General features: G+C 72.1%; 20 protein-coding genes. 6 read left to right on the forward strand and 14 right to left on the reverse strand.

Annotated elements, in window-relative coordinates; translation table 11 throughout:
* Positions 1 to 64: 64 nt before the first annotated feature.
* Positions 65 to 634: a hypothetical protein gene (locus CS0771_RS26490; protein WP_244871042.1), complete on the forward strand. Its 570-nt coding sequence runs from the start codon at positions 65 to 67 to the stop codon at positions 632 to 634.
* A gap of 247 nt (positions 635 to 881) precedes the next feature.
* Here CS0771_RS26490 and CS0771_RS26495 read toward each other — a convergent pair whose 3' ends face one another.
* Both CS0771_RS26495 and CS0771_RS26500 read right to left on the reverse strand, forming a co-directional pair.
* Positions 882 to 1,577: a class F sortase gene (locus tag CS0771_RS26495; protein WP_212843528.1), complete on the reverse strand. Its 696-nt coding sequence runs from the start codon at positions 1,575 to 1,577 to the stop codon at positions 882 to 884.
* Positions 1,574 to 2,404, reverse strand: a complete 831-nt coding sequence (locus CS0771_RS26500) for a DUF4397 domain-containing protein (protein ID WP_212843529.1) — start codon at positions 2,402 to 2,404, stop codon at positions 1,574 to 1,576. Before CS0771_RS26500 ends, CS0771_RS26495 begins: the two co-directional genes overlap by 4 nt.
* Before the next feature lie 720 nt (positions 2,405 to 3,124).
* On the opposite strand from CS0771_RS26500, the gene CS0771_RS26505 reads away from it, so the two are divergent.
* The 3 genes from CS0771_RS26505 (at position 3,125) to CS0771_RS26515 (ending at position 5,005) form a co-directional block, all read left to right on the forward strand.
* Complete coding sequence (locus CS0771_RS26505; protein ID WP_212846060.1) at positions 3,125 to 3,730, forward strand: RNA polymerase sigma factor; 606 nt, start codon at positions 3,125 to 3,127, stop codon at positions 3,728 to 3,730.
* A complete protein-coding gene (locus tag CS0771_RS26510) occupies positions 3,687 to 4,469 on the forward strand; it encodes an anti-sigma factor (protein WP_212843530.1) in 783 nt (260 codons plus the stop codon). Before CS0771_RS26505 ends, CS0771_RS26510 begins: the two co-directional genes overlap by 44 nt.
* A gap of 173 nt (positions 4,470 to 4,642) precedes the next feature.
* A complete protein-coding gene (locus CS0771_RS26515; protein WP_212843531.1) occupies positions 4,643 to 5,005 on the forward strand; it encodes an ATP-binding protein in 363 nt (120 codons plus the stop codon).
* A gap of 3 nt (positions 5,006 to 5,008) precedes the next feature.
* On the opposite strand, the gene CS0771_RS26520 is transcribed toward CS0771_RS26515, so the two are convergent.
* The 4 genes from CS0771_RS26520 to CS0771_RS26535 all read right to left on the reverse strand — a co-directional run bounded on the left by CS0771_RS26520 (position 5,009) and on the right by CS0771_RS26535 (position 8,165).
* Entirely contained in the window at positions 5,009 to 6,256 is a 1,248-nt protein-coding gene (locus CS0771_RS26520; protein ID WP_212843532.1) for an FAD-dependent oxidoreductase, read from the reverse strand.
* Positions 6,257 to 6,294: 38 nt separating this feature from the next.
* Positions 6,295 to 6,756 carry a DUF427 domain-containing protein gene (locus CS0771_RS26525; protein WP_244871043.1) on the reverse strand — a complete coding sequence of 154 codons (462 nt, stop codon included), beginning with the start codon at positions 6,754 to 6,756 and terminating at the stop codon, positions 6,295 to 6,297.
* A gap of 53 nt (positions 6,757 to 6,809) precedes the next feature.
* Positions 6,810 to 7,160: a hypothetical protein gene (locus tag CS0771_RS26530; RefSeq protein WP_212843534.1), complete on the reverse strand. Its 351-nt coding sequence runs from the start codon at positions 7,158 to 7,160 to the stop codon at positions 6,810 to 6,812.
* A 126-nt stretch (positions 7,161 to 7,286) separates the two neighbouring features.
* Positions 7,287 to 8,165, reverse strand: coding sequence for a MerR family transcriptional regulator (locus CS0771_RS26535; protein WP_212843535.1), 879 nt, complete (start codon positions 8,163 to 8,165; stop codon positions 7,287 to 7,289).
* A 229-nt stretch (positions 8,166 to 8,394) separates the two neighbouring features.
* Here CS0771_RS26535 and CS0771_RS26540 point away from each other — a divergent pair, with 229 nt between their 5' ends.
* Positions 8,395 to 8,934, forward strand: coding sequence for an NUDIX domain-containing protein (locus CS0771_RS26540; RefSeq protein ID WP_212843536.1), 540 nt, complete (start codon positions 8,395 to 8,397; stop codon positions 8,932 to 8,934).
* 43 nt (positions 8,935 to 8,977) lie between these two features.
* Here the strand turns inward: CS0771_RS26540 and CS0771_RS26545 are convergent, their stop codons facing one another.
* The 6 genes from CS0771_RS26545 to CS0771_RS26570 form a co-directional block, all read right to left on the reverse strand.
* Entirely contained in the window at positions 8,978 to 10,126 is a 1,149-nt protein-coding gene (locus CS0771_RS26545; protein ID WP_244871044.1) for a M20/M25/M40 family metallo-hydrolase, read from the reverse strand.
* Entirely contained in the window at positions 10,123 to 10,884 is a 762-nt protein-coding gene (locus tag CS0771_RS26550) for an amino acid ABC transporter ATP-binding protein (RefSeq protein WP_305835203.1), read from the reverse strand. Before CS0771_RS26550 ends, CS0771_RS26545 begins: the two co-directional genes overlap by 4 nt.
* The gene (locus tag CS0771_RS26555; RefSeq protein WP_212843537.1) at positions 10,881 to 11,744 is read right to left on the reverse strand and encodes an amino acid ABC transporter permease; all 864 of its coding nucleotides are present in this window, start codon (positions 11,742 to 11,744) and stop codon (positions 10,881 to 10,883) included. The genes CS0771_RS26550 and CS0771_RS26555 overlap by 4 nt, the downstream gene beginning before the upstream one ends.
* Positions 11,745 to 11,808: 64 nt before the next feature.
* Positions 11,809 to 12,753, reverse strand: coding sequence for an ABC transporter substrate-binding protein (locus CS0771_RS26560; protein WP_212843538.1), 945 nt, complete (start codon positions 12,751 to 12,753; stop codon positions 11,809 to 11,811).
* An 89-nt stretch (positions 12,754 to 12,842) separates the two neighbouring features.
* On the reverse strand, positions 12,843 to 13,700 hold the full coding sequence (locus CS0771_RS26565) for a MurR/RpiR family transcriptional regulator (RefSeq protein WP_212843539.1): 858 nt from the start codon (positions 13,698 to 13,700) through the stop codon (positions 12,843 to 12,845).
* Positions 13,701 to 13,780: 80 nt separating this feature from the next.
* Positions 13,781 to 15,199 carry a hypothetical protein gene (locus tag CS0771_RS26570; RefSeq protein WP_212843540.1) on the reverse strand — a complete coding sequence of 473 codons (1,419 nt, stop codon included), beginning with the start codon at positions 15,197 to 15,199 and terminating at the stop codon, positions 13,781 to 13,783.
* 261 nt (positions 15,200 to 15,460) lie between these two features.
* Here CS0771_RS26570 and CS0771_RS26575 point away from each other — a divergent pair, with 261 nt between their 5' ends.
* A complete protein-coding gene (locus tag CS0771_RS26575) occupies positions 15,461 to 16,663 on the forward strand; it encodes a cyanophycinase (RefSeq protein WP_212843541.1) in 1,203 nt (400 codons plus the stop codon).
* A 116-nt stretch (positions 16,664 to 16,779) separates the two neighbouring features.
* On the opposite strand, the gene CS0771_RS26580 is transcribed toward CS0771_RS26575, so the two are convergent.
* Both CS0771_RS26580 and CS0771_RS26585 read right to left on the reverse strand, forming a co-directional pair.
* Positions 16,780 to 17,124 (reverse strand): hypothetical protein, encoded by a 345-nt coding sequence (locus tag CS0771_RS26580; protein WP_212843542.1) that lies wholly within the window; start codon positions 17,122 to 17,124, stop codon positions 16,780 to 16,782.
* 52 nt (positions 17,125 to 17,176) lie between these two features.
* Positions 17,177 to 17,395 carry a hypothetical protein gene (locus tag CS0771_RS26585; protein ID WP_212843543.1) on the reverse strand — a complete coding sequence of 73 codons (219 nt, stop codon included), beginning with the start codon at positions 17,393 to 17,395 and terminating at the stop codon, positions 17,177 to 17,179.
* Positions 17,396 to 17,414 lie beyond the last annotated feature (19 nt).

The following is a 17,414-nucleotide window of genomic DNA, read 5'->3' on the forward strand; positions in this document are numbered from 1 at the left end:
GCTGCGGCCGCCACCGACGGCGGGATGCTCAAGGCGCCACCCCCGAAGAGGAAGGAATCCGGCGATGACCGCCCTGCTCGCCCCCCGCACGACCCCCAACGGCCACCAGCCCTTCGCGCGGCTGGCCCCGCCGCCGGAGACCGGCCGCGCCCGCGCCACCCGGTTCGTCCTGGCCGGCCTGCGTATCGCGCTGGGCTGGGTCTTCCTGTGGGCGTTCCTGGACAAGCTGTTCGGCCTGGGCCACGAGACCAAGACCGAAGCCGCCTGGATCAACGGCGGCAAGCCGACCCTGGGCTTCCTCAAGTTCGGCACCGAAGGCCCGTTCGCCGGCCTCTACCAGGCCATCGCAGGCGCCACCTGGGCCGACTGGCTGTTCATGACCGGCCTGCTCGGCATCGGTGTCGCGCTGATCGCCGGCATCGGCCTCCGCGCCGCCGCCACCGCCGGAGGCCTGCTGCTGGTGCTGATGTGGACCGCGGTGCTGCCCCCGGCCAACAACCCGATCATCGACGACCACCTCGTCTACGCCGGACTGCTCGCCGTCCTGGCGCTGACCGACGCCGGTGACACCTTCGGGCTCGGCAAGGCCTGGGCCCGGACCGCGATCGTGCGGCGGATGCCCTTCCTGCGCTGACATCCCCCGCCGCCCGGGTGCGGCCGCCGAACTCCTCGGCGGCCGCACCTTCGGTGCCACGCCACCAAGGCTGCTCACCCCGCACGCGGGTGGTGGCATGCGATGCCCACCTCCCGGCGCACAGGCACAACGGGCTTCCCTGCCGAGGACCCACGACCCTGTCAGGCGCCGGTGGCCGGGCCCAGCTGGGCGGCCCGCCCACTTCCCGCGTGGGCGTAACGGTTCCGAGGCCGGCCCCTTCCCCCGTTCAGCTCCTGGCCGCGGTGACGACGATGTTGTCCCGGTAGTGGCGGGTGGCCCTGTCGAACGGGCCACCGCACGTGATCAAGGTCAGGCGTACGGCGCCGTCGCGGGCGAAGTACCGCTCCAGCGGGATCCGTGTCTTGCGGAACTGTTCCACCGCGACGACCCGAAGATCCATGACGTCGCCGGAGGCGTCCGCCAACTGCACCGTGTCGCGGGCATCGAGGTCGCGCAGCCCGAAGAACGCCCCCTTGCCCTGGGCCGCGCTGTCGACGTGTCCGGCGATCACGATCGATCCCTCGGTGGCCTCGAGCCCGGGACCGTAGCGATACCAGCCGACCCGGTCGACGCTGGGCGGGACCGCGAAGTCGCCGGTGGAGGCGTCGATCCCGACCGGATCGACGCGGGCGTCCAGCGACATGGCCGGTATCCGCAGCCGGACCGGCGGTATCGCCGTCACCGCTGCGGGCAGCGATCCCGCCCGCACGGGAACAGCGGCATCCGGACCTGCCGCCGACGGTGACGGCGACGCTCCGGCAAGTGCGTCGAGCACCGGCTCCGGATCCTCGGCGGCACGGCAGCCCGCGGCGGTCAGCAGGAATGCCGCGCCGATCAGAGGCAGGGCCTCGCGGCGGGTGAGGCCGGGGCGGCGCGCCCCGCGGGTGTCGCGGGGCGCGCCGTTGGGGCGGGGCGCGGTCATCGGCCGGTGCGCCGGGTGGCCAGGCGGACGCCGCCGCCGACGGCCACCACCAGCAGCAGCACGCCCACCGCGAGCCACCAGGGGCTCGCACCGGACTCGTCGGCCAGGCCGCCGTCGCCGCTGGGCACGCCGTTCGGCGCCGAGTGCAGACCGGTGATCACCTGGGCGACCACGCCCAGCGTCTTACCGTCCGCCGAGCCGGTCGCGTACACGATGGTCGCGGTGCCCTCCTTGAGCGTGACGTCGGTCGCCGGGATGGCGACCGTGGTGGTGCCCGCGAGGACGACGTCGGCGCTGACGGTGCCGGCGGGCAGGTCGGCCTTTGCTTCGTCGGGGTTGGTCAGGTTCTTGAACACCGGCGTGCCGCCGGCGCGCACGTCGACTGCGGGTGCGGCGGCGGTGTGCCGCACGACGAGGCGCGCCTTGCCCGCACCGACCTTGCTGACGTCGTTGACGAACGGCGTGATCTTCGGGGTGCCGGCGGCATCGAGGTGGGCGACGATGCTGATGTTCGCCCCGCCCGGCACCTTCGCGCCGTCGACCGACAGGATGGCCTTGTCGATCGGCTCGCCCGGCTTGGTCAGGTCGAGGTCGTAGCTGCCCTCGGGCAGGTCCAGCGGGCCCGCGACATCCCCGGGTTTGAAGTCCTCGAGGGTCACCTTGCCGTTGACGTACACGTCGACCGGGGTGTCGGGGATGCCGTGCACGACCGACACCTTCGACGTCGCCGCATAGGCGGGCGACGCCGTGGTAAGCCCGGCGGTGGCGGTCACGGCCGCGGCCACGGCGCCCAGGGCCAGGGCACGGCGGATGTTCCGGCTGCGCATCGCTGCTCCTTCGATCGTCTGTCTGTCCAGGACGGCTGAGGTCTCCGTCATCGAGGGCTACGACGGCGGTGCGGGACGCGGATGCGATGGGTGATCTTCCCGACTGGCTGCATCCGCCAGTGCCCTGGCGGCCGTATCGCAGGAGGCTGCTTCGCGTGTCTCGCAAGCCGGGCCGACCGGCTGCGCTTTCCGGCCCGGCTCGCGCCCGATCCCGCCGCGTACGGCAGGCAGTTGCGGAGCGGGGCGTCACCACCGCCGACGTCGCGGCCATGCGGTCCTGCGACCGGCCACAGCCACGGCGAGGCCCCCGAAACGCCCGCTCGGCGGCCCCGCCGTGGCTTCCCAGATCAACGATCTCCAGTCGAGGTACGTCGATGGACCAAGGCTAGGCACATACCGGCTTCCTCGCAATGTTGCGTCGGAATCTGCGTCGTTATATCGTCTGCCCATCGAAGGCGTACCGCTGGTGAACCCATGAGCAGACTCCGGCGGCCGGAAACGAGTCTGCGGCGCGTCGCCCCTCGCCTGCCACGGTCGTGAACCGGGTGCGCCACTCGCAGCGGGTGGCCACTGCCGGTCGCCGGCGTGATCGCGACGCGGCCCAGCTCCGGGTGCATCCAGCGCGGCGAGGTTCGTCGTACGTGTCAGCGAAGGCGTGTGTGCCGGCCGGAGGGAGGCGGTGTGAGTGCGGCAACGGTCTTGCCGATCCCGTGGAAGGCGATGTCCCCGGTGAGACAGCAGCACGGGAGGACAGCCGTCGATGCCGACGAGCTGGCCGCCAGATTCGCCGGAGGCGATGACGACGCGTTGCGGGAGGCATACGACCACTGTGGCGCCGCGGTGTTCCACCTGGCGTCACGGCTGCTGCGCAGCCGCACCGACGCCGAGGACATCACGCAGGCGGTCTTCGTGTCGGCGTGGCTGGCGCGGTCGACCTTCGACCCGCAACGTGGCGGCCTGCTCGGATGGCTGCTGGCCATCACCCGCCGCAAGGTGATCGACCTGGTGCGGGCCCAGCAACGCGCCGACCGTGTCGAGGAGGTGATCCGCCGGCAGCCCGAGCCGCCACCGGCGGCCTCCGCCGAACTGGTGATCGAGCAGCTGGTGGTCGCCGACGAGCTGGCCAAGCTGCCCGCCGAGCAGCGCAGGGTGCTGGAGCTCGCGTTCTACGATGACCTCACCCACCAGCAGATCTCCGAGACGACAGGCCTGGCACTGGGCACGGTGAAGAGCCACATACGGCGTGGCATGGCGGCCATCAAGCGGCGATGGGAGGTGGACGGTGCGGCATCTGGATTCCAGCCAGCTGGTTCTGCTGGCGTTTGAGGATCTGTCGGAGCACCCCTCGGCAGCCGAGCACCTGGCCTCCTGCGACGCATGCCGTCACGAGGTCCTGCAGCTGCAGCGCCTGTCGACGGTGGTCGGCCAGACCCGGCAGCTGCGCGACCTGCCGGCCCCGCCGCCGCGCGTGTGGGAGGCGATCGTCGCGCAGACCACGGTGGACACTTCCACCGCCGTCCCGGCGGCAGCCGTCCCGGCGAAGCCGGGCAGCGGACACGGTCCGCGCGGCCCGCTCCGCCCGGCAGACGGCCGCCCGCCCCGTGCCGTCACCGCCCGACCGTACGCGCGGCAGCGGCTGACCCGGATATCCGTCACCACCATGATCGTGTTGGCGGCGCTCGCCGGCGGGGCCGTGGCAGGCGTCCGGTGGAGCAGAACACCGCCGCCCCCGGCGCCGGCCGTGCTCGCGGCCGCCGAGCTGACCGCATACGGTGACACCCCCGCCACGGCATCGGGCCAGGCACATGTCGTCGACGGCCACCGGCTCCGGCTTCACGTCGCCGGGCTGCCGCCCGTCGACGGCTACTACGAGGTGTGGCTGATCGACCCCGGCACCATGAGCATGTTCTCGATCGGCACGCTGGGCGCCGGTTCCGACGGCGACTTCAACCTGCCCGCCAACGCCGACCTGGGCACCTATCGCCTGGTCGACGTGTCGGCCGAGCACTTCGACAACAACACCGCCCACTCCGGCGACAGCCTGCTGCGAGGTCTGCTCGGCTGAGACGGCCGCAGTGATGGCGGGCTCGCGGTGACGAGGTCCGACCGCCCCCATCCTTCCGGCCGTCCGCGCCGAACCACTGCTCACAGGGAGGTCATGACGATGACTGTTCGAACAGCCGCCGTGGCGCCGTCCGGCGCTCGCGGCACCGGCGAAGCGGCCATGGGGTCCCAGCGGTGAAAGCGATCTCGATCGCCCTACCCGGTGGGCACCGCAGCGCGACGGTCGCACGGGAGTTCATCGGGCTGCTGACCCGGTCCTGGCGGCTCGCCGACGGCGGCGGACTCGCGCTGCTGACCTCGGAACTGGTGAGCAATGCCGTGCTGCACGGCGGTGGAGCGGTGTCGCTGACCGTGATGCTTCGTGACGACCACGTGCGGGTCGAGATCAACGATCGCAGTGCTGGCATGCCGGCACCACGCCAACCCGACGTCGACGGCGGTTTCGGATTGGGCATCGTCGACCGGCTCGCCCGGGCCTGGGGCGTGTCCGCCCTGCCTGACGGCAAGACGGTATGGGCCGAGTACCAGCTGCCGTGACAGTCATCCGAGCTTTCCCGCGAGGATGTCAGGGCTGACGTGCGGGGTGCGCACCGCCCGGTTGGCCCGGCGCCCGGCCCAGCGGGCCAGCCATGGCGAGCGGCTGAGCAGGCGCAGCACGCCCGGCGGCCGTGGATCGCCGCACTGCAGGGCACGCCTGCTGCGGGCCTCGATCCGGCTCTGCTCCTGCTGCGCGGCATCCGTGATCGGCTTGCGGGCGTGTTGCACCGCGAGGCAGGCGGCGTCGACGTCCGCGCGGCTGCCCCGGGCCAGCGGCCCGGCGAGCAGGTTGGCCGCCTGCACCGCGTCGGCGAGTGCGTGGTTGATGCCGTTGCCCCCGACCGGCGAGATGACGTGCGCGGCGTCCCCGATGAGCAGCAGTCCGGGCACGGTCCAGCTCGCGACCTGCGTGATGCGGACGTCGAGCAGGGTCAGCTGGTTGACGTCGGTCAGCGCCGCCATCCGCTGCCGCAGCCACGGCATGTGCCGGTCGACGGCCTCCCGGATCGGCGCCACGCCGTCCTGCCGGGCCTGCGCGAACGAACCGGCGGCGATGCCGTAGCCGAGCTGCCAGCGCTGTCCCTGGTTCAGCGCGACCACGTAACGGCCCGGGAGGGCATACAGGTCCAGGCCGCTGCGCGGTGGGTCGGTGGCCGGATCGCGGGGCACGTCGAACCACAGCAGGTCCGATCCGACGCCGAGCTCGGTGGTCGCCAGGCCCGACAGCCGGCGGATCTTCGACGAGCGGCCGTCGGCCGCGACGACCAGACGGGCTCGCAGTTCGTGCTCGCGGCCGGTGCGGTCGGTGTAGGCCACACCGGTGACCCGGTCGCCCGTGTGCAGCAGGCGGTTGACGCGGGCGTTCATGCGAACCTGGAACGACGGGCGGGCCGCGGCCTCACCGATCAGGAACGTCAGGAACTCCGGCTGCGGCAGCAGTGCGAAGAAGCCGTAGTCGGCGCTGGCGTCGCGGAAGTCGCTCAGCACATAGTCTCGTTCGGCGGTGTGCCAGCAGAACGCCGTCGCGCGGGTGTGGGGCGTGTCCGCCAGCAGCCGCCGGGCGAGCCCCAGTTCGTCAAGCAGGTCCAGCGTGGCCGGACCGAGCGTGTCGCCACGGAACCGGCGGGCGAAGTCGGCGTGCGACTCGAGCACGATGACGGCACAGCCCGCTCGCGCGAGCAGGTAGCCCAGCATCGCACCGGCCGGGCCACCCCCGACGATCACGCAGTCGGCGTCGTCTGTCGCGCCCATCCCCGCCTCCAGCTGAAATGCCGCAGGTCCGTCGTGGTTCACCAGCCTGCGGTGCCCGGACCGCCCTTGAACGGCCCGACGATGTCGCCGGTGATCCATCCGCCGTAGAAGTCGCCCTCCTGGGGCCGGACCGGTTCACCGTCCAGCAGGCACTCGTCGAGCTTCGACGGATAGAACGCCACTGCGCCGGCCAGTTCTTCGTAACCGGCGGCCGGTGACTCGTACGACCAGGCGGCCTGCGGCACGACCGCCTGCCCGGCGACCAGGTCCCAGAACGTGGCGATCCCTTTGAACTCGCAGAACGAGCTGCGTCCCGAGAGCCGCAGCGGCAGGATCACCGCGGTGCGGGGCACGTAGTAGACCGGCGGATGGGAGGTCTCCAGGACTCTCAGCGCCTGCCGGGTGTCCACGACCACGAGTCCCTGGTGCCGGGCGGTGACGTGACGGTCGCTGCGCTCCCAGCGCGGCGGCCGTGGGTAGTCCCACACGCTTTCGGCCACGTCTGCCATGGTAGGCGCCGCGCTCGGGGTCCCACGGCCGTCGCAGCCCGGGGTCATCGCGGTGCCGGCCCGTCCTGCGGGTGCGTCACCGGACCGGACCCGGGCCGAACCCAGACCTCGGGGGCCGCGGGAAGACCCGTCCGCACGGTTGCGACGCCCCCGAGCGGCATGTCCGGGGTGACGCGCCGGAGCAGCGGGCCGTCCAGGAGACCGTAGGCCGCCACCGCGTCCAGTGCTTTGGCGGCGTCCTTGGCCTTCTCACGGGTCTCCTCGTCACGGGCCGACGTCCAGATGCGGTAGCCGGCAGACTGCCATCGTGCGTTGTGCGAGATCCGGCCGGCGAGTTCCATGGAGCGCCCCGCGCACCGGCGGGACAGGTTGCTGAGCTTCTCCTCGATCCCCATCACGACCTCCGTAGGCAGGTGAGCCGACCATCTCGGCCCTGCTCTCATCGTCGTGTGCCGCGTCCGGCGCCGTCCGCCGAATCGAGAGTTTGCGTCGATTCAGGTGTCGATTCGCTGCAGACCGGGTCACGCCGAACGGGCGCGACCGATGACCGCCACCGCGAGGCGCAACGCCTCGGCCAGATCGGCGGGACAGCCGACCCCTTCCGGCAGCGGGCCGGGCCAACCCGGGCCGGCGGCGGCCACGAGAGCCGGCCGGGGACGGACCGCCAAGATCACCCTCAGATAGTCCGGGTCGCCGGTCACGGCCTGCTGCGACCAGACGAACACCGCGGCGGGCCCGGTGCGGCGGACCGCATGGGCCAGGCTCTCCGCGGGAACGCGGGCGCCGAGCATGCGCGTGCCGCAGCCCTGCTCGGCCAGCGCCGCGGCCAGCGCCTCGAGCGCCAGCGTGTGCTGCTCCTCCGCCGCGCAGGCCAGAACGGTCTTGACGGCTCCCGCGGCGAAGGGCCGCGGCACTCGCCAGAAGACCTCGAGCACGCACCGGGACAGCAGATGCTCGACCTCGATCATGTGCTGATCGCCCTCCTGCAGGCGGGACACCTCTCGCATCGCCGGGCAGATCAGGTTGTCCCACGTGTAAACCACCCCGCGCCTGCGGACCGCCGCGAAGATCGTCGACAGCATGCTGGGCATGTCCAGCCGGACAGCCGCCATCACCAGGCCCCTGACCGCGGAATCCACGCCAGGCTGGTTCACGGAGGCCGCCGCGGGCGGTGGCGGCCCGGCCAGCGCGACGCGCGCCGCTGCCGCCGCCGGAACTCCCTCGGTCGTCAGCCGGCACATCACCTCCAGCCGGGCGACGTCGTCATCGGTGTAGCGGCGGTGACGGTGGGCTTCATGCCCGCTTGGGCCCAGCCCGTAGCGCTGATGCCAGCTGCGCAGGGTGGTGACGGCGATCCCCAGGTGCCGGGCGACGTCTCCGGCGGTGCGGTGCCGGTTCACATCGCGCGCTCCGGCAGCGGCCGGCTCAGGCCGGGCGCCGGAAACCCGTCAGTGCGATGGTGCATGGCTCCACCCTATGCGAGTTTCGCAAGTTGAGTCGATATCTGCATCGTTTTCGCCTCGAGTCTGGTCCGCTGATCGACGCAGCGGCTCGACGGCGCGCGACAGCCCTGGGTAATTTGAGAGTTGCCTCGCTACCTGACCTGGCCGTGACCGGAAGGTGGCAACAATGGCCGATTTGCTGGTGGAGACCGTCGACGAGTTCGGCCTCGGCGGCGCGTCGGTGGGCGCAGGCCGAGCCCATGAGCCGCCGGGGCTGCTGCACAGGGCGATGTCGCTGGTCGTGGTCGACGGGGCGGGATTCGTGCTGCTGCAGCGACGGGCGGCGGACAAGGCGACGTTCGCCTCGCGCTGGGATGTCTCGTGCAGCGGGCATCCACCGCCCGGACAGGACGCGGCGCGGACCGCGGTGGTGCGGGCGTACGAGGAGATCGGCCTGACCGCCGTCGTCGCCGAACCGGTGGGCTGCCTGCGGCGCCGGATGCGCGACCGGTCCTGCGGCCGGGTGGAGCACGTATGGCATCACCTGTTCCTGGCCGCGCTGGGGCGTCCGGCACAGGTCACGGTCGACCCCTCGGAGGTGGCGGACGTGCGCTGGGCCGAGATCGGCGACGCGCTGGCCGCGTCAGCCAGGACGCCGCGCGACTACACCCCATGGTTCGCCGGCACGCTCACCTCGGCGGTGGCCTCGGCGGTGCTGCTCAGTTGAGGTGCCCCGATCCCGACAGGCAGGAAGCGGGGCACCGCACCCGTCAGCTGATCTCGTCGATCAGTCCGGCGAGCAGCGCCACCCGCGGGACCACCGAGCCGAGGTCGAGCCACTCGTCGGGGCCGTGGTCGCCACCGCCGACCGGGCCGAGCCCGTCGAGCACCGGCGCGCCCGATGCGGCCAGCAGGTTGGCGTCGGCGCACCCGCCGGTGGCGGCGTGGGTGACGGTGAGCCCGAGTCCGGCTCCGACCTTTTCGGCCGCGCGCAGCAATGCCGCCGTGCCCGTTCCGCCCAGCCACGGTGGGGTCGGCGCGACGACGCGGACCGTCGCCGTCACGCCCGCGACCAGCGGGGTGCCGGCCAGCCGGGCGATGTCGGCCAGTGCCGCCTCGTAGGCGGCCGGTTCGGCCGCCCGCACGTCGACCACCAGCCGCGCCCGGTCGGCCACGACGTTCGGGCGGGTGCCGGCGTGCAGGACACCGACGTTGACGCCGTCGATGCCCTGCAGGGCGACGGTCAGGTGCGCGGCGGCCAGGGCGGCGTTGGCGCCGCGCTCGGGTTCGATGCCGGCGTGGGCGGCCCGGCCGTGCAGGTCGATCTCGACGTCGGCGACGCCCTTGCGGGCCGAGACGAGGTCGCCGTTGTCGCGGGCGCACTCCAGGCACAGGATCGCGTCGGCCTGCGCCGCCAGCTCGGCCAGCAGCGGCCTGCTCCCGACCGAGCCGATCTCCTCATCGGGGGTCGCGACCAGGACGATCTCGCCGTACCGGTCGGCGTCGAGCTGTGCGAGCACCTCGACGGCGGCCAGGCCCGCGAGCAGCCCGCCCTTGTCGTCGCACACGCCGGGCCCGTACGCCCGCGCGGTCGCCCCGTCGACGGTCAGCGGCCTGGCCGCGGCGGTGCCGGGCGGGAAGACGGTGTCCAGGTGGGCGGCGAGCAGGATCCGGCTGCCGCCCCGGCCGGCCTTCCGCGCGATCACCGCGTCGCCCAGTGCCGCCCCGTCGTCGTCGCTGACCGGCACGACGTCGACCCGTGTGCCCGCCTCGGCCGCGTACCCGGCGAACCTGGCGGCGACCTTGCGCAGTCCATGCACCTGCCGTGAGCCGCAGTCGACCTCCACCAGCTCGGCGAGCCTTGCCAGGAACGCCGGGTAGCGGGCCTGGGCGGCGGCCCGCAGCGCCGCGGGGTTCACAGGACCTTCGCCAGGAACGCGCGGGTGCGGTCGTGCTGCGGGTCGCCGAGCACCCGGGCCGGTGTCCCGGCTTCGACGACCACGCCGCCGTCCATGAACACGACGGTGTCGGCGACCTCGCGGGCGAAGCCCATCTCGTGGGTCACCACCATCATGGTCATGCCCTCGGCCGCGAGGTCGCGCATGACGTCGAGCACCTCGCCGACCAGTTCCGGGTCCAGGGCGGAGGTGGGCTCGTCGAACAGCATCAGTTTGGGGCGCATCGCCAGCGCGCGGGCGATGGCGACCCGCTGCTGCTGCCCGCCGGAGAGCATCGCCGGGTACGCGTCGGCCTTGTCGGCCAGGCCGACCCGCTCCAGCAGTGTCAGCGCGCGCTGGCGGGCTGAGGCCCGCGATTCGCCCAGCACCTGGACGGGGGCTTCCATGATGTTGCCCAGCGCGGTCAGGTGCGGGAAGAGGTTGAAGCGCTGGAACACCATGCCGATGTCGCGGCGGCGTTGCGCGATCTCGCTCTCGCGAAGCTCGTGCAGCCGGTCTCCGTGCTGGCGGTAGCCGACGAGCTGCCCGTCGACCCACAGCCGCCCGGCGGTGACGCTCTCCAGGTGGTTGACGCAGCGCAGGAAGGTGGACTTGCCGGAGCCGGACGGGCCGAGCAGGCAGCACACCTCGCCGGGGGCGACCTCCAGGTCGATGCCGCGCAGCACCTCCAGCCGGCCGAAGTTCTTGCGTACGCCCTCGGCTCTGATCATCGCGGTCATCGGACCGTCCCTCCCGCTGCGCGCTGGCCGCGGCCGAAGCGCCGTTCGACGAACCACTGCAGCACCGACAGGACGCTGACCAGCGCCAGGTACCAGATCGCGGCCACGGTCAGCAGTGGGATGACCTTGTAGTTCTGCGCGTAGACGGTCTGCACCGCGGTCATCAGGTCGCGTCCGGCGATCACGGACACCAGCGCGGTGGACTTGAGCATGGTGATGACCTCGTTGCCCATCGGCGGGGCGATGACCCGCATCGCCTGCGGCAGGACGATGCGGCGCATGGTCAGGCCGGGTTTCATGCCGAGCGCGTGGGCGGCCTCGGTCTGGCCGCTGTCGACCGACAGGATGCCGCCGCGCACGATCTCCGCGGCATAGGCCATCTCGTTGAGCGACAGTGCCAGCACGGCGGGCACGATGCCGACCATCACCGCGTTGGTGGGCTGGTCGAACACGGCGATGTCGGTGAACGGCACGGTGAGCGTCAGCCGCGGCAGCAGCGCGCCGAGGAAGCCGAAGAACACGATCTGCACCAGCAGCGGCGTGCCGCGGAAGAGCCACACGAACGCGGCCGCGGACACGCGCAGGACCGGGTTGGCCGACAGCCGCATGACGGCCAGCAGGATCCCGCCGGCGGTGCCCAGCACCATCGCGATCACGGTCAGCAGCAGGGTGGTCTGCACGCCTTCGAGGACGAAGTCTTTGAACAGGTACTGGCCGATGGTGGCCGGTTCGAGGTTGGGGCTGCTGAGCAGTGCCGCCAGCACCTGGTAGGCGAGCAGGGCGACGGTGGCGGCGGCCAGCCAGCGGCCGTAGTGGCGTACGGGGACGGCTTTGATCGGCGGGTGGGGGTCGGTTGTCATGGGCGCGGTTCCCTCGGGGTGGCGCGGGGCGGGCGCGCGGGCGCCCGCCCCGTGGGGTGGCAGGTCAGTCGATGGCCCGGTCGATGGTCGCGGTGGCCAGGCCGATCTCCTTCTGCCCGTACTGGTCGAGGATCTTGGCGTAGGTGCCGTCGTCGATCAGCGACTGCACCGCGGCCTGGAACGCCTGGGCGAGGTCGGCGCGGGACTTGAGGAACCCGAAGGCGTTCGGGCTGGCCAGCCAGCCGTTCGGGTTGGCCGAGTCGGCGGCCAGCTGCACCTTGTCCTTGAGCTGCTGCTCGGTGTCGACGAGGTTGACCTTGGTGGCGGCGACGGCGTCGACGGTGCCGGCCAGCAGCGCCTGCACGGCCTGCGGGTTCTCCGGGTACTCCTTGACGGTGATGGCCTTGCCGGCGCAGCTGCTCTTGCTGTACTCGGCCAGGTGCTTGGCCTGGTTGCTGGCCTTCTGCACGGCGACGGTGCGCCCGCACAGATTCGTCACGTCGTTGATCGCGAGCGGGTTGCCCTTGGCGACCAGGAAGCCGGTGCCGGAGGCGCTGTAGTCGACGAAGGTGGCGACCTGCTGGCGCTCCTTCTTGTCGGTGATGCCGCCGGCGATGGCGTCGAACTTGCCGGCCTGCAGGCCGGGCACGAGGCCGTCGAAGGGCTGCTGGCTCCACTGGGTCTTCAGGCCGAGCCGGGCCGCGGCGGCGCTGAGCACGTCGTAGTCCAGGCCCTTGAACTCGCTGGTGTTGCCCTCGGTCTTGAAGTCGATGAACGGCTCGTAGGGGGCGTTGGTGGCGATGGTGATGACGCCCTTGTCGCGGAAGTCGGCGGGCAGCTTGGCGGCCACCTTCGCGTCGGTGGTGACGTCGCCGACGCCGGGCACGGCGAAGGTGACGGTGGCCGCCGCGCCGCTGTTGGCCGGGGCGGGGGTGTCGGTCGAGCCGCAGGCGGTCAGGAACGTGGCGGCCAGCGCGACGGCGGGCAGGGCGAAACGGTGCAGGCGCATGGAGTCCTCCGGTGACTGAATCTCAGTACCAGGGGAATGTAATAGACGTTACAGCGAATGTGAAGTTACGATTTTATGTAACGCGCTCGCTAGAGGAGCCGGTACCGCTGCGCGGCCCCCTCGATCGCCGCGAGCCGCTCCCCCGCCGCCGCGCCCATCCGCGCGATCACACCGTCGATCAGGGTCTCCAGCACCGCCACGGTCGGCACGAAGCTGTCGTAGGCCGACGGCGAGTCGACCCGGCTGGGCAGCACCACGTCGGCCAGCGACGCGATCGGCGACAGCCACCGGTCCGTACACAGGATGATCTTCGCCTCCTGCTCCTTGGCCGCCTGCGCCAGCGCCAGGGTGGGCTGCTCGTAACGGCGGTAGTCGAACAGCACCAGCAGGTCCTTGCGGCCCAGGTCGGCCAGCAGGCCGGCGCGCTCCACCTGCCCGGCAGGCAGCAGGCGGCTGTTGCCCCGGATCTGCACCAGGTGCATGACCAGATAGTGCGCGAGCAGGCCGGAGAAGCGCCCGCCGTGCCCGGTCACCCGCAGCTGCGGGTCGGCCAGCAGCCGCACGGCCGCCTGCACCTCGCTTTCGGGCAGTTCGGCCAGCGTCGCCTCCACTGCCTGCGGCAGCACGCGGCGGGCCCGGTCCAGCGCCCCGCCGGGCGCGGTGGGCGGCTCGGCGGTGTACGCCGCCAGCGGCGAGGTGTCCCGCTCGGCGAGCTCGTCCCGCAGCGCCTTCTGGAACTCCGGGTAGCCGCGGAAGCCCAGCCGGTTGACGAAGCGCAGCACCGTCGGCCCGCTGACACCGGCGCGCTCGGCCAGCACCGCCACCGTCTCCAGTGCGGCCGTGGGATAGGCGGCCAGCAGCACCCGGGCCACCCGCCGCTCGGCGGGACTGCACTCGCCCAGCCGGGCGTGGATCATGCCGGCTACGCCGTGTTCGGCTACGGTCATGGGACACCTCCGCGGCACAGCGTAGCCACGAACACGCGACGGGCCGGTGCCCGCCCGGCGCGCCGGGCGGGCACCGGGTGTCACTTCGCGACGGTGCAGGAGTAGGTCGCCGATCCGGAGCCGGAGTACGCCTCGACCTCGACGTAGACCGTGGCGCTGCCGGATGCGGTGCGGGTGTACGTCAGCGACTCGTCGGCCCCCGCGCCGTCGTTGACCGACCGGACCAGGGTGCTGCCGGACGAGTTCAGCAGGTAGAGGTCGGCGTCGTAGGCCGACGGGACGGCGCAGTTCACCGTGATCGTGCGGCCGCTGTCCAGGGTGAGGGCGAAGTAGTCGCGGTCGCTGCTGCTGCCCATGGCGCCGGTGACGGTGGCAGGGTAGGTGAGCGAGACGATGCTGTTGGCGGTGCCGCGCGAGTCGTTGGGCTCCACTTCGGTGTAGGTCGAGCCGCCCCCGCCGCCGGGCGGCGGGCAGGAGGTGAGCGGCGTGCCGCTGTACAGGTTGGCGTCGGCCACCCCGTTGGTGACGCTGCGCAGGTAGTAGCCGCAGGTGGGCCGGTTGGCGAAGTCGTAGGTCTGGCCGCTGGTCAGCTTCCAGATCTTGAAGTTGGAGAAGCTGAGCGGCTGGCCGGAGACCGCCCGTTCCGGCTGGTGGTCGCCGAGCACGACGTACGCGCTGGGGCCGGTCAGGGTCGCCTTGCCGGCCGCGTCGACGAACAGGGAGGCGCCCTCCTCCACGCCGACGCCCCAGGCGGCGCCGCCACTGGTCAGGCCGTCCTTGATGGATCGGGCCACGAACGCCATGAGCCTGCCCATCCGGTCGCGGGCGACGAAGTGCGAGTCGTTGATCGTGTTCGCGTAGTTCGGCCAGGTGAACATGCCGGTGGTGAAGCTGATGTACCTGTCGTACGGGTCGGCCAGCGCCTCCGAGGACAGGACGCTGCCGGAGCAGGCGTCGTAGACGACGGAGCTGTTGATGTGGTGCCCGGCGCTGCCGCCGCCGACACCGCCGCCCTTGGCCACCACCGACTGCACCGACGCCCGCAGCGAGGTGCCCTTCCAGTTGGCGTAGCGGCACTGGTCGCCGCCGGCGAAGTAGACGAACTCGGCGTTACGGACGTCGGTGTTGACCTGGCTGTTGTTGCCGTCGTTGGCAGCCGTCAGCGTCAGCGTGGTGCACGAGTTGACGCCGGTGATCGCCATGATGGTGTCGCACTCGGGGGTCTTGCTGCCCGACGTCGGCGCCGAGCCGGCCAGCACTGCCACGTCGATGCTGCCGCTGCCGCCGCGGATGGCGTCGACGGCCTTGGTCATGGTGGCGGTGACCACCGCCCCGGATCCGTTGAACGTGTAGGCCGGGCCGGACCAGCCGGTGCGGCTGACGTCGGTGCTGCTGCCCTGCCGCACGCGGGTGACCGCGGCCTCGGCCGGCGCGGCGATCAGGGTGCTCGCCAGTATCGCCACGGCGGCAGCCGCGGCCAGGCGGGGGAAGGGGGACATGGTTCCTCCTGCATAAGTGGGCCACCACGCTGTGATGTATCGCACATTACATCTCATGCAGACAGCTGTACATCTGTATCTTCTGTTACTTACAAGCTCGTAACATCTATTACATCTAGACTTCTCATCCAGTCGCTTGTAACGTGCTGTCGCGTCGCCACGAGGCGAACCGTCACCCAAGACCGGCTCCGCCCGCCGTCGGAAACCCCCAAGTTCCCACCACGCTGCGGCGGGCGGAGCCTCCCCCTACGGGAGGCAGCCATGACCCAACGCCGCACCCTGCTGACCGGCGCCCTCGGCGCCGCCGCCCTCACCGCTCTCACACCGGCCGCGCCCGCCTCCGCCCGCGGCGGCCGGCGCGGCCCGCTCGTCCTCGTCGGCGGTTCACTGTCCGACGGCAACACCGAGATCTACGGCGAGATCGTCCGCCGCGCGGGAGGCGCCCGCGCCCGCATCGGCGTGCTCACCGCCGCGTCGATCCCGCCCAGCCAGGACCCCGACGCGGGCTCCCCCGACGCCGTCAACAGCGTCACCAACGGCCGCTACTACGCCGACCTGCTGCGCGCCCACGGCGCGGGCGAAGCCGTCTGGATCCCGGTCGACCTGGACCGCATCGCCGCCGCCGACGACCCCGCCGTAGCCGCGCTCGCCGCGAGCTGCACCGGGTTCTTCTTCGGCGGCGGCGACCAGTTCCGCTACCTCACCACCATGGTCAGGGGTCAGGCGCACGCCGACAGCCTGCTGCTGGCCGCCATCCGCCGACGGCATGCCGCCGGCGCGGTCGTCGCCGGCTCCAGTGCCGGAGCCCAGATCCAGCAGGGGCCCGACATGGTCACCGGCGGCGAGAGCTACAACGCGCTGCGCGACGGCTCGCACCCCGGCTACTTCGACGACCCCGACACCAGCGGCTACTGGCCGGCGGGCGGGTTCGGCCTGCTCACCTCCGGGCTGATAGACACGCACTTCTCCGCGTACGGCAGGCTCGGCCGTGCCGTCGAGCTGGCCGTCACGACCGGCAACCGCCGCGTGTACGGGCTCGACGCGAACACCGCGCTGCTGGTCACGGACCCCGGCGGCCGCGAGGAGCTGGGCCGGGTGCTCGGCACCGGCGGCGTCAACGTCCTCGATCTGCGTGACGGTGTGCGCTGGAGTCACCTCAGCGCCGGCTTCACCTACCGGCCCCGCAGCTGGCAGGCCGACGCGCCGTCCGGGCTGCGCCCGCTGGGGCACGCCGCGGCGGACGAGGTGACCGGCAGTGAGGACGTGTTCGGCGACGACGTCGCCATCGGACTCGCCCTGCGGCTGGCGGCCTCCCGCACGCGCAGCGTCACCAGCCACACCCGGCAGAGCGACCCGCGCTTCGCGGTCACCTTCACCAAGACGCCGCGGTTCAGCGCATACACCGGCGACGGCCGCACCGCGGCCGCGTTCACGGACCTGGCCGTCCACATCCGGCAGGCCTGAGGTGGCTGAGGGCCCGGCGCGACCCGCCGGGCCCTCAGCCGCCGCCCACCCTTCATGGAGTACGGCTCTTCATCGAACAGTCGGCGGGATCCCACCGTGATCCTGATGCCTCCCGGTCAGGTCTCCGGCCCTCGCCTGCGGCCGGGAAGTCCCGGGCGCGCTCCGAACCGTGGCCTGAATCTGCTGACGCGCAGAAATGCCGTCCGTGGCAGCATCGCCAACCCGGCCGCGCTCCACCACACGTGCCCGCGCCCGCCGTGTTGGTAGAACCTCGCCAGCCACGTGCCGTCCGCTCGGCGTACCTCGATCCGGCCGGGCGCGAGGCGGGCGGCCGCAGTCCGCAGCGCGGCGAGCCGCGGCAGGTGCGCGAACGCGAGCGCGGCGTCGTCGAAGGTGACGACGACGGGGGCGCCGGCCACCGCCCGTACCGTGCCGGTGGTGCTGCGTCCCCCGGCCGACACCCGGATGTCCAGGGAACCCGACCACCGTGCCGGGTTCCCCGTAGCCGCCGGTCTACCGGGCTGCGCCATTGCCGCCGTCAGTGGTGGTGATCTCCAGGGTTCCGTTGAGCACCCATGTCGCCCTGGGCGAGTCTGCTCCGGTCCGGCGCGGCACCTGCACCTCCATGCCATGGAAGCGATACGAGATGCTGGCGTGCCTGCCGGTGAGGAAATCCCACATCTCCTTGCCGAAGTCGGCGAACTGGACGTCGTCTCGAACAGTGGTGGTCACAGCGCCACTCCCCTTCGCA

This window comes from Catellatospora sp. IY07-71 (assembly GCF_018326265.1).
GTDB lineage: Bacteria > Actinomycetota > Actinomycetes > Mycobacteriales > Micromonosporaceae > Catellatospora.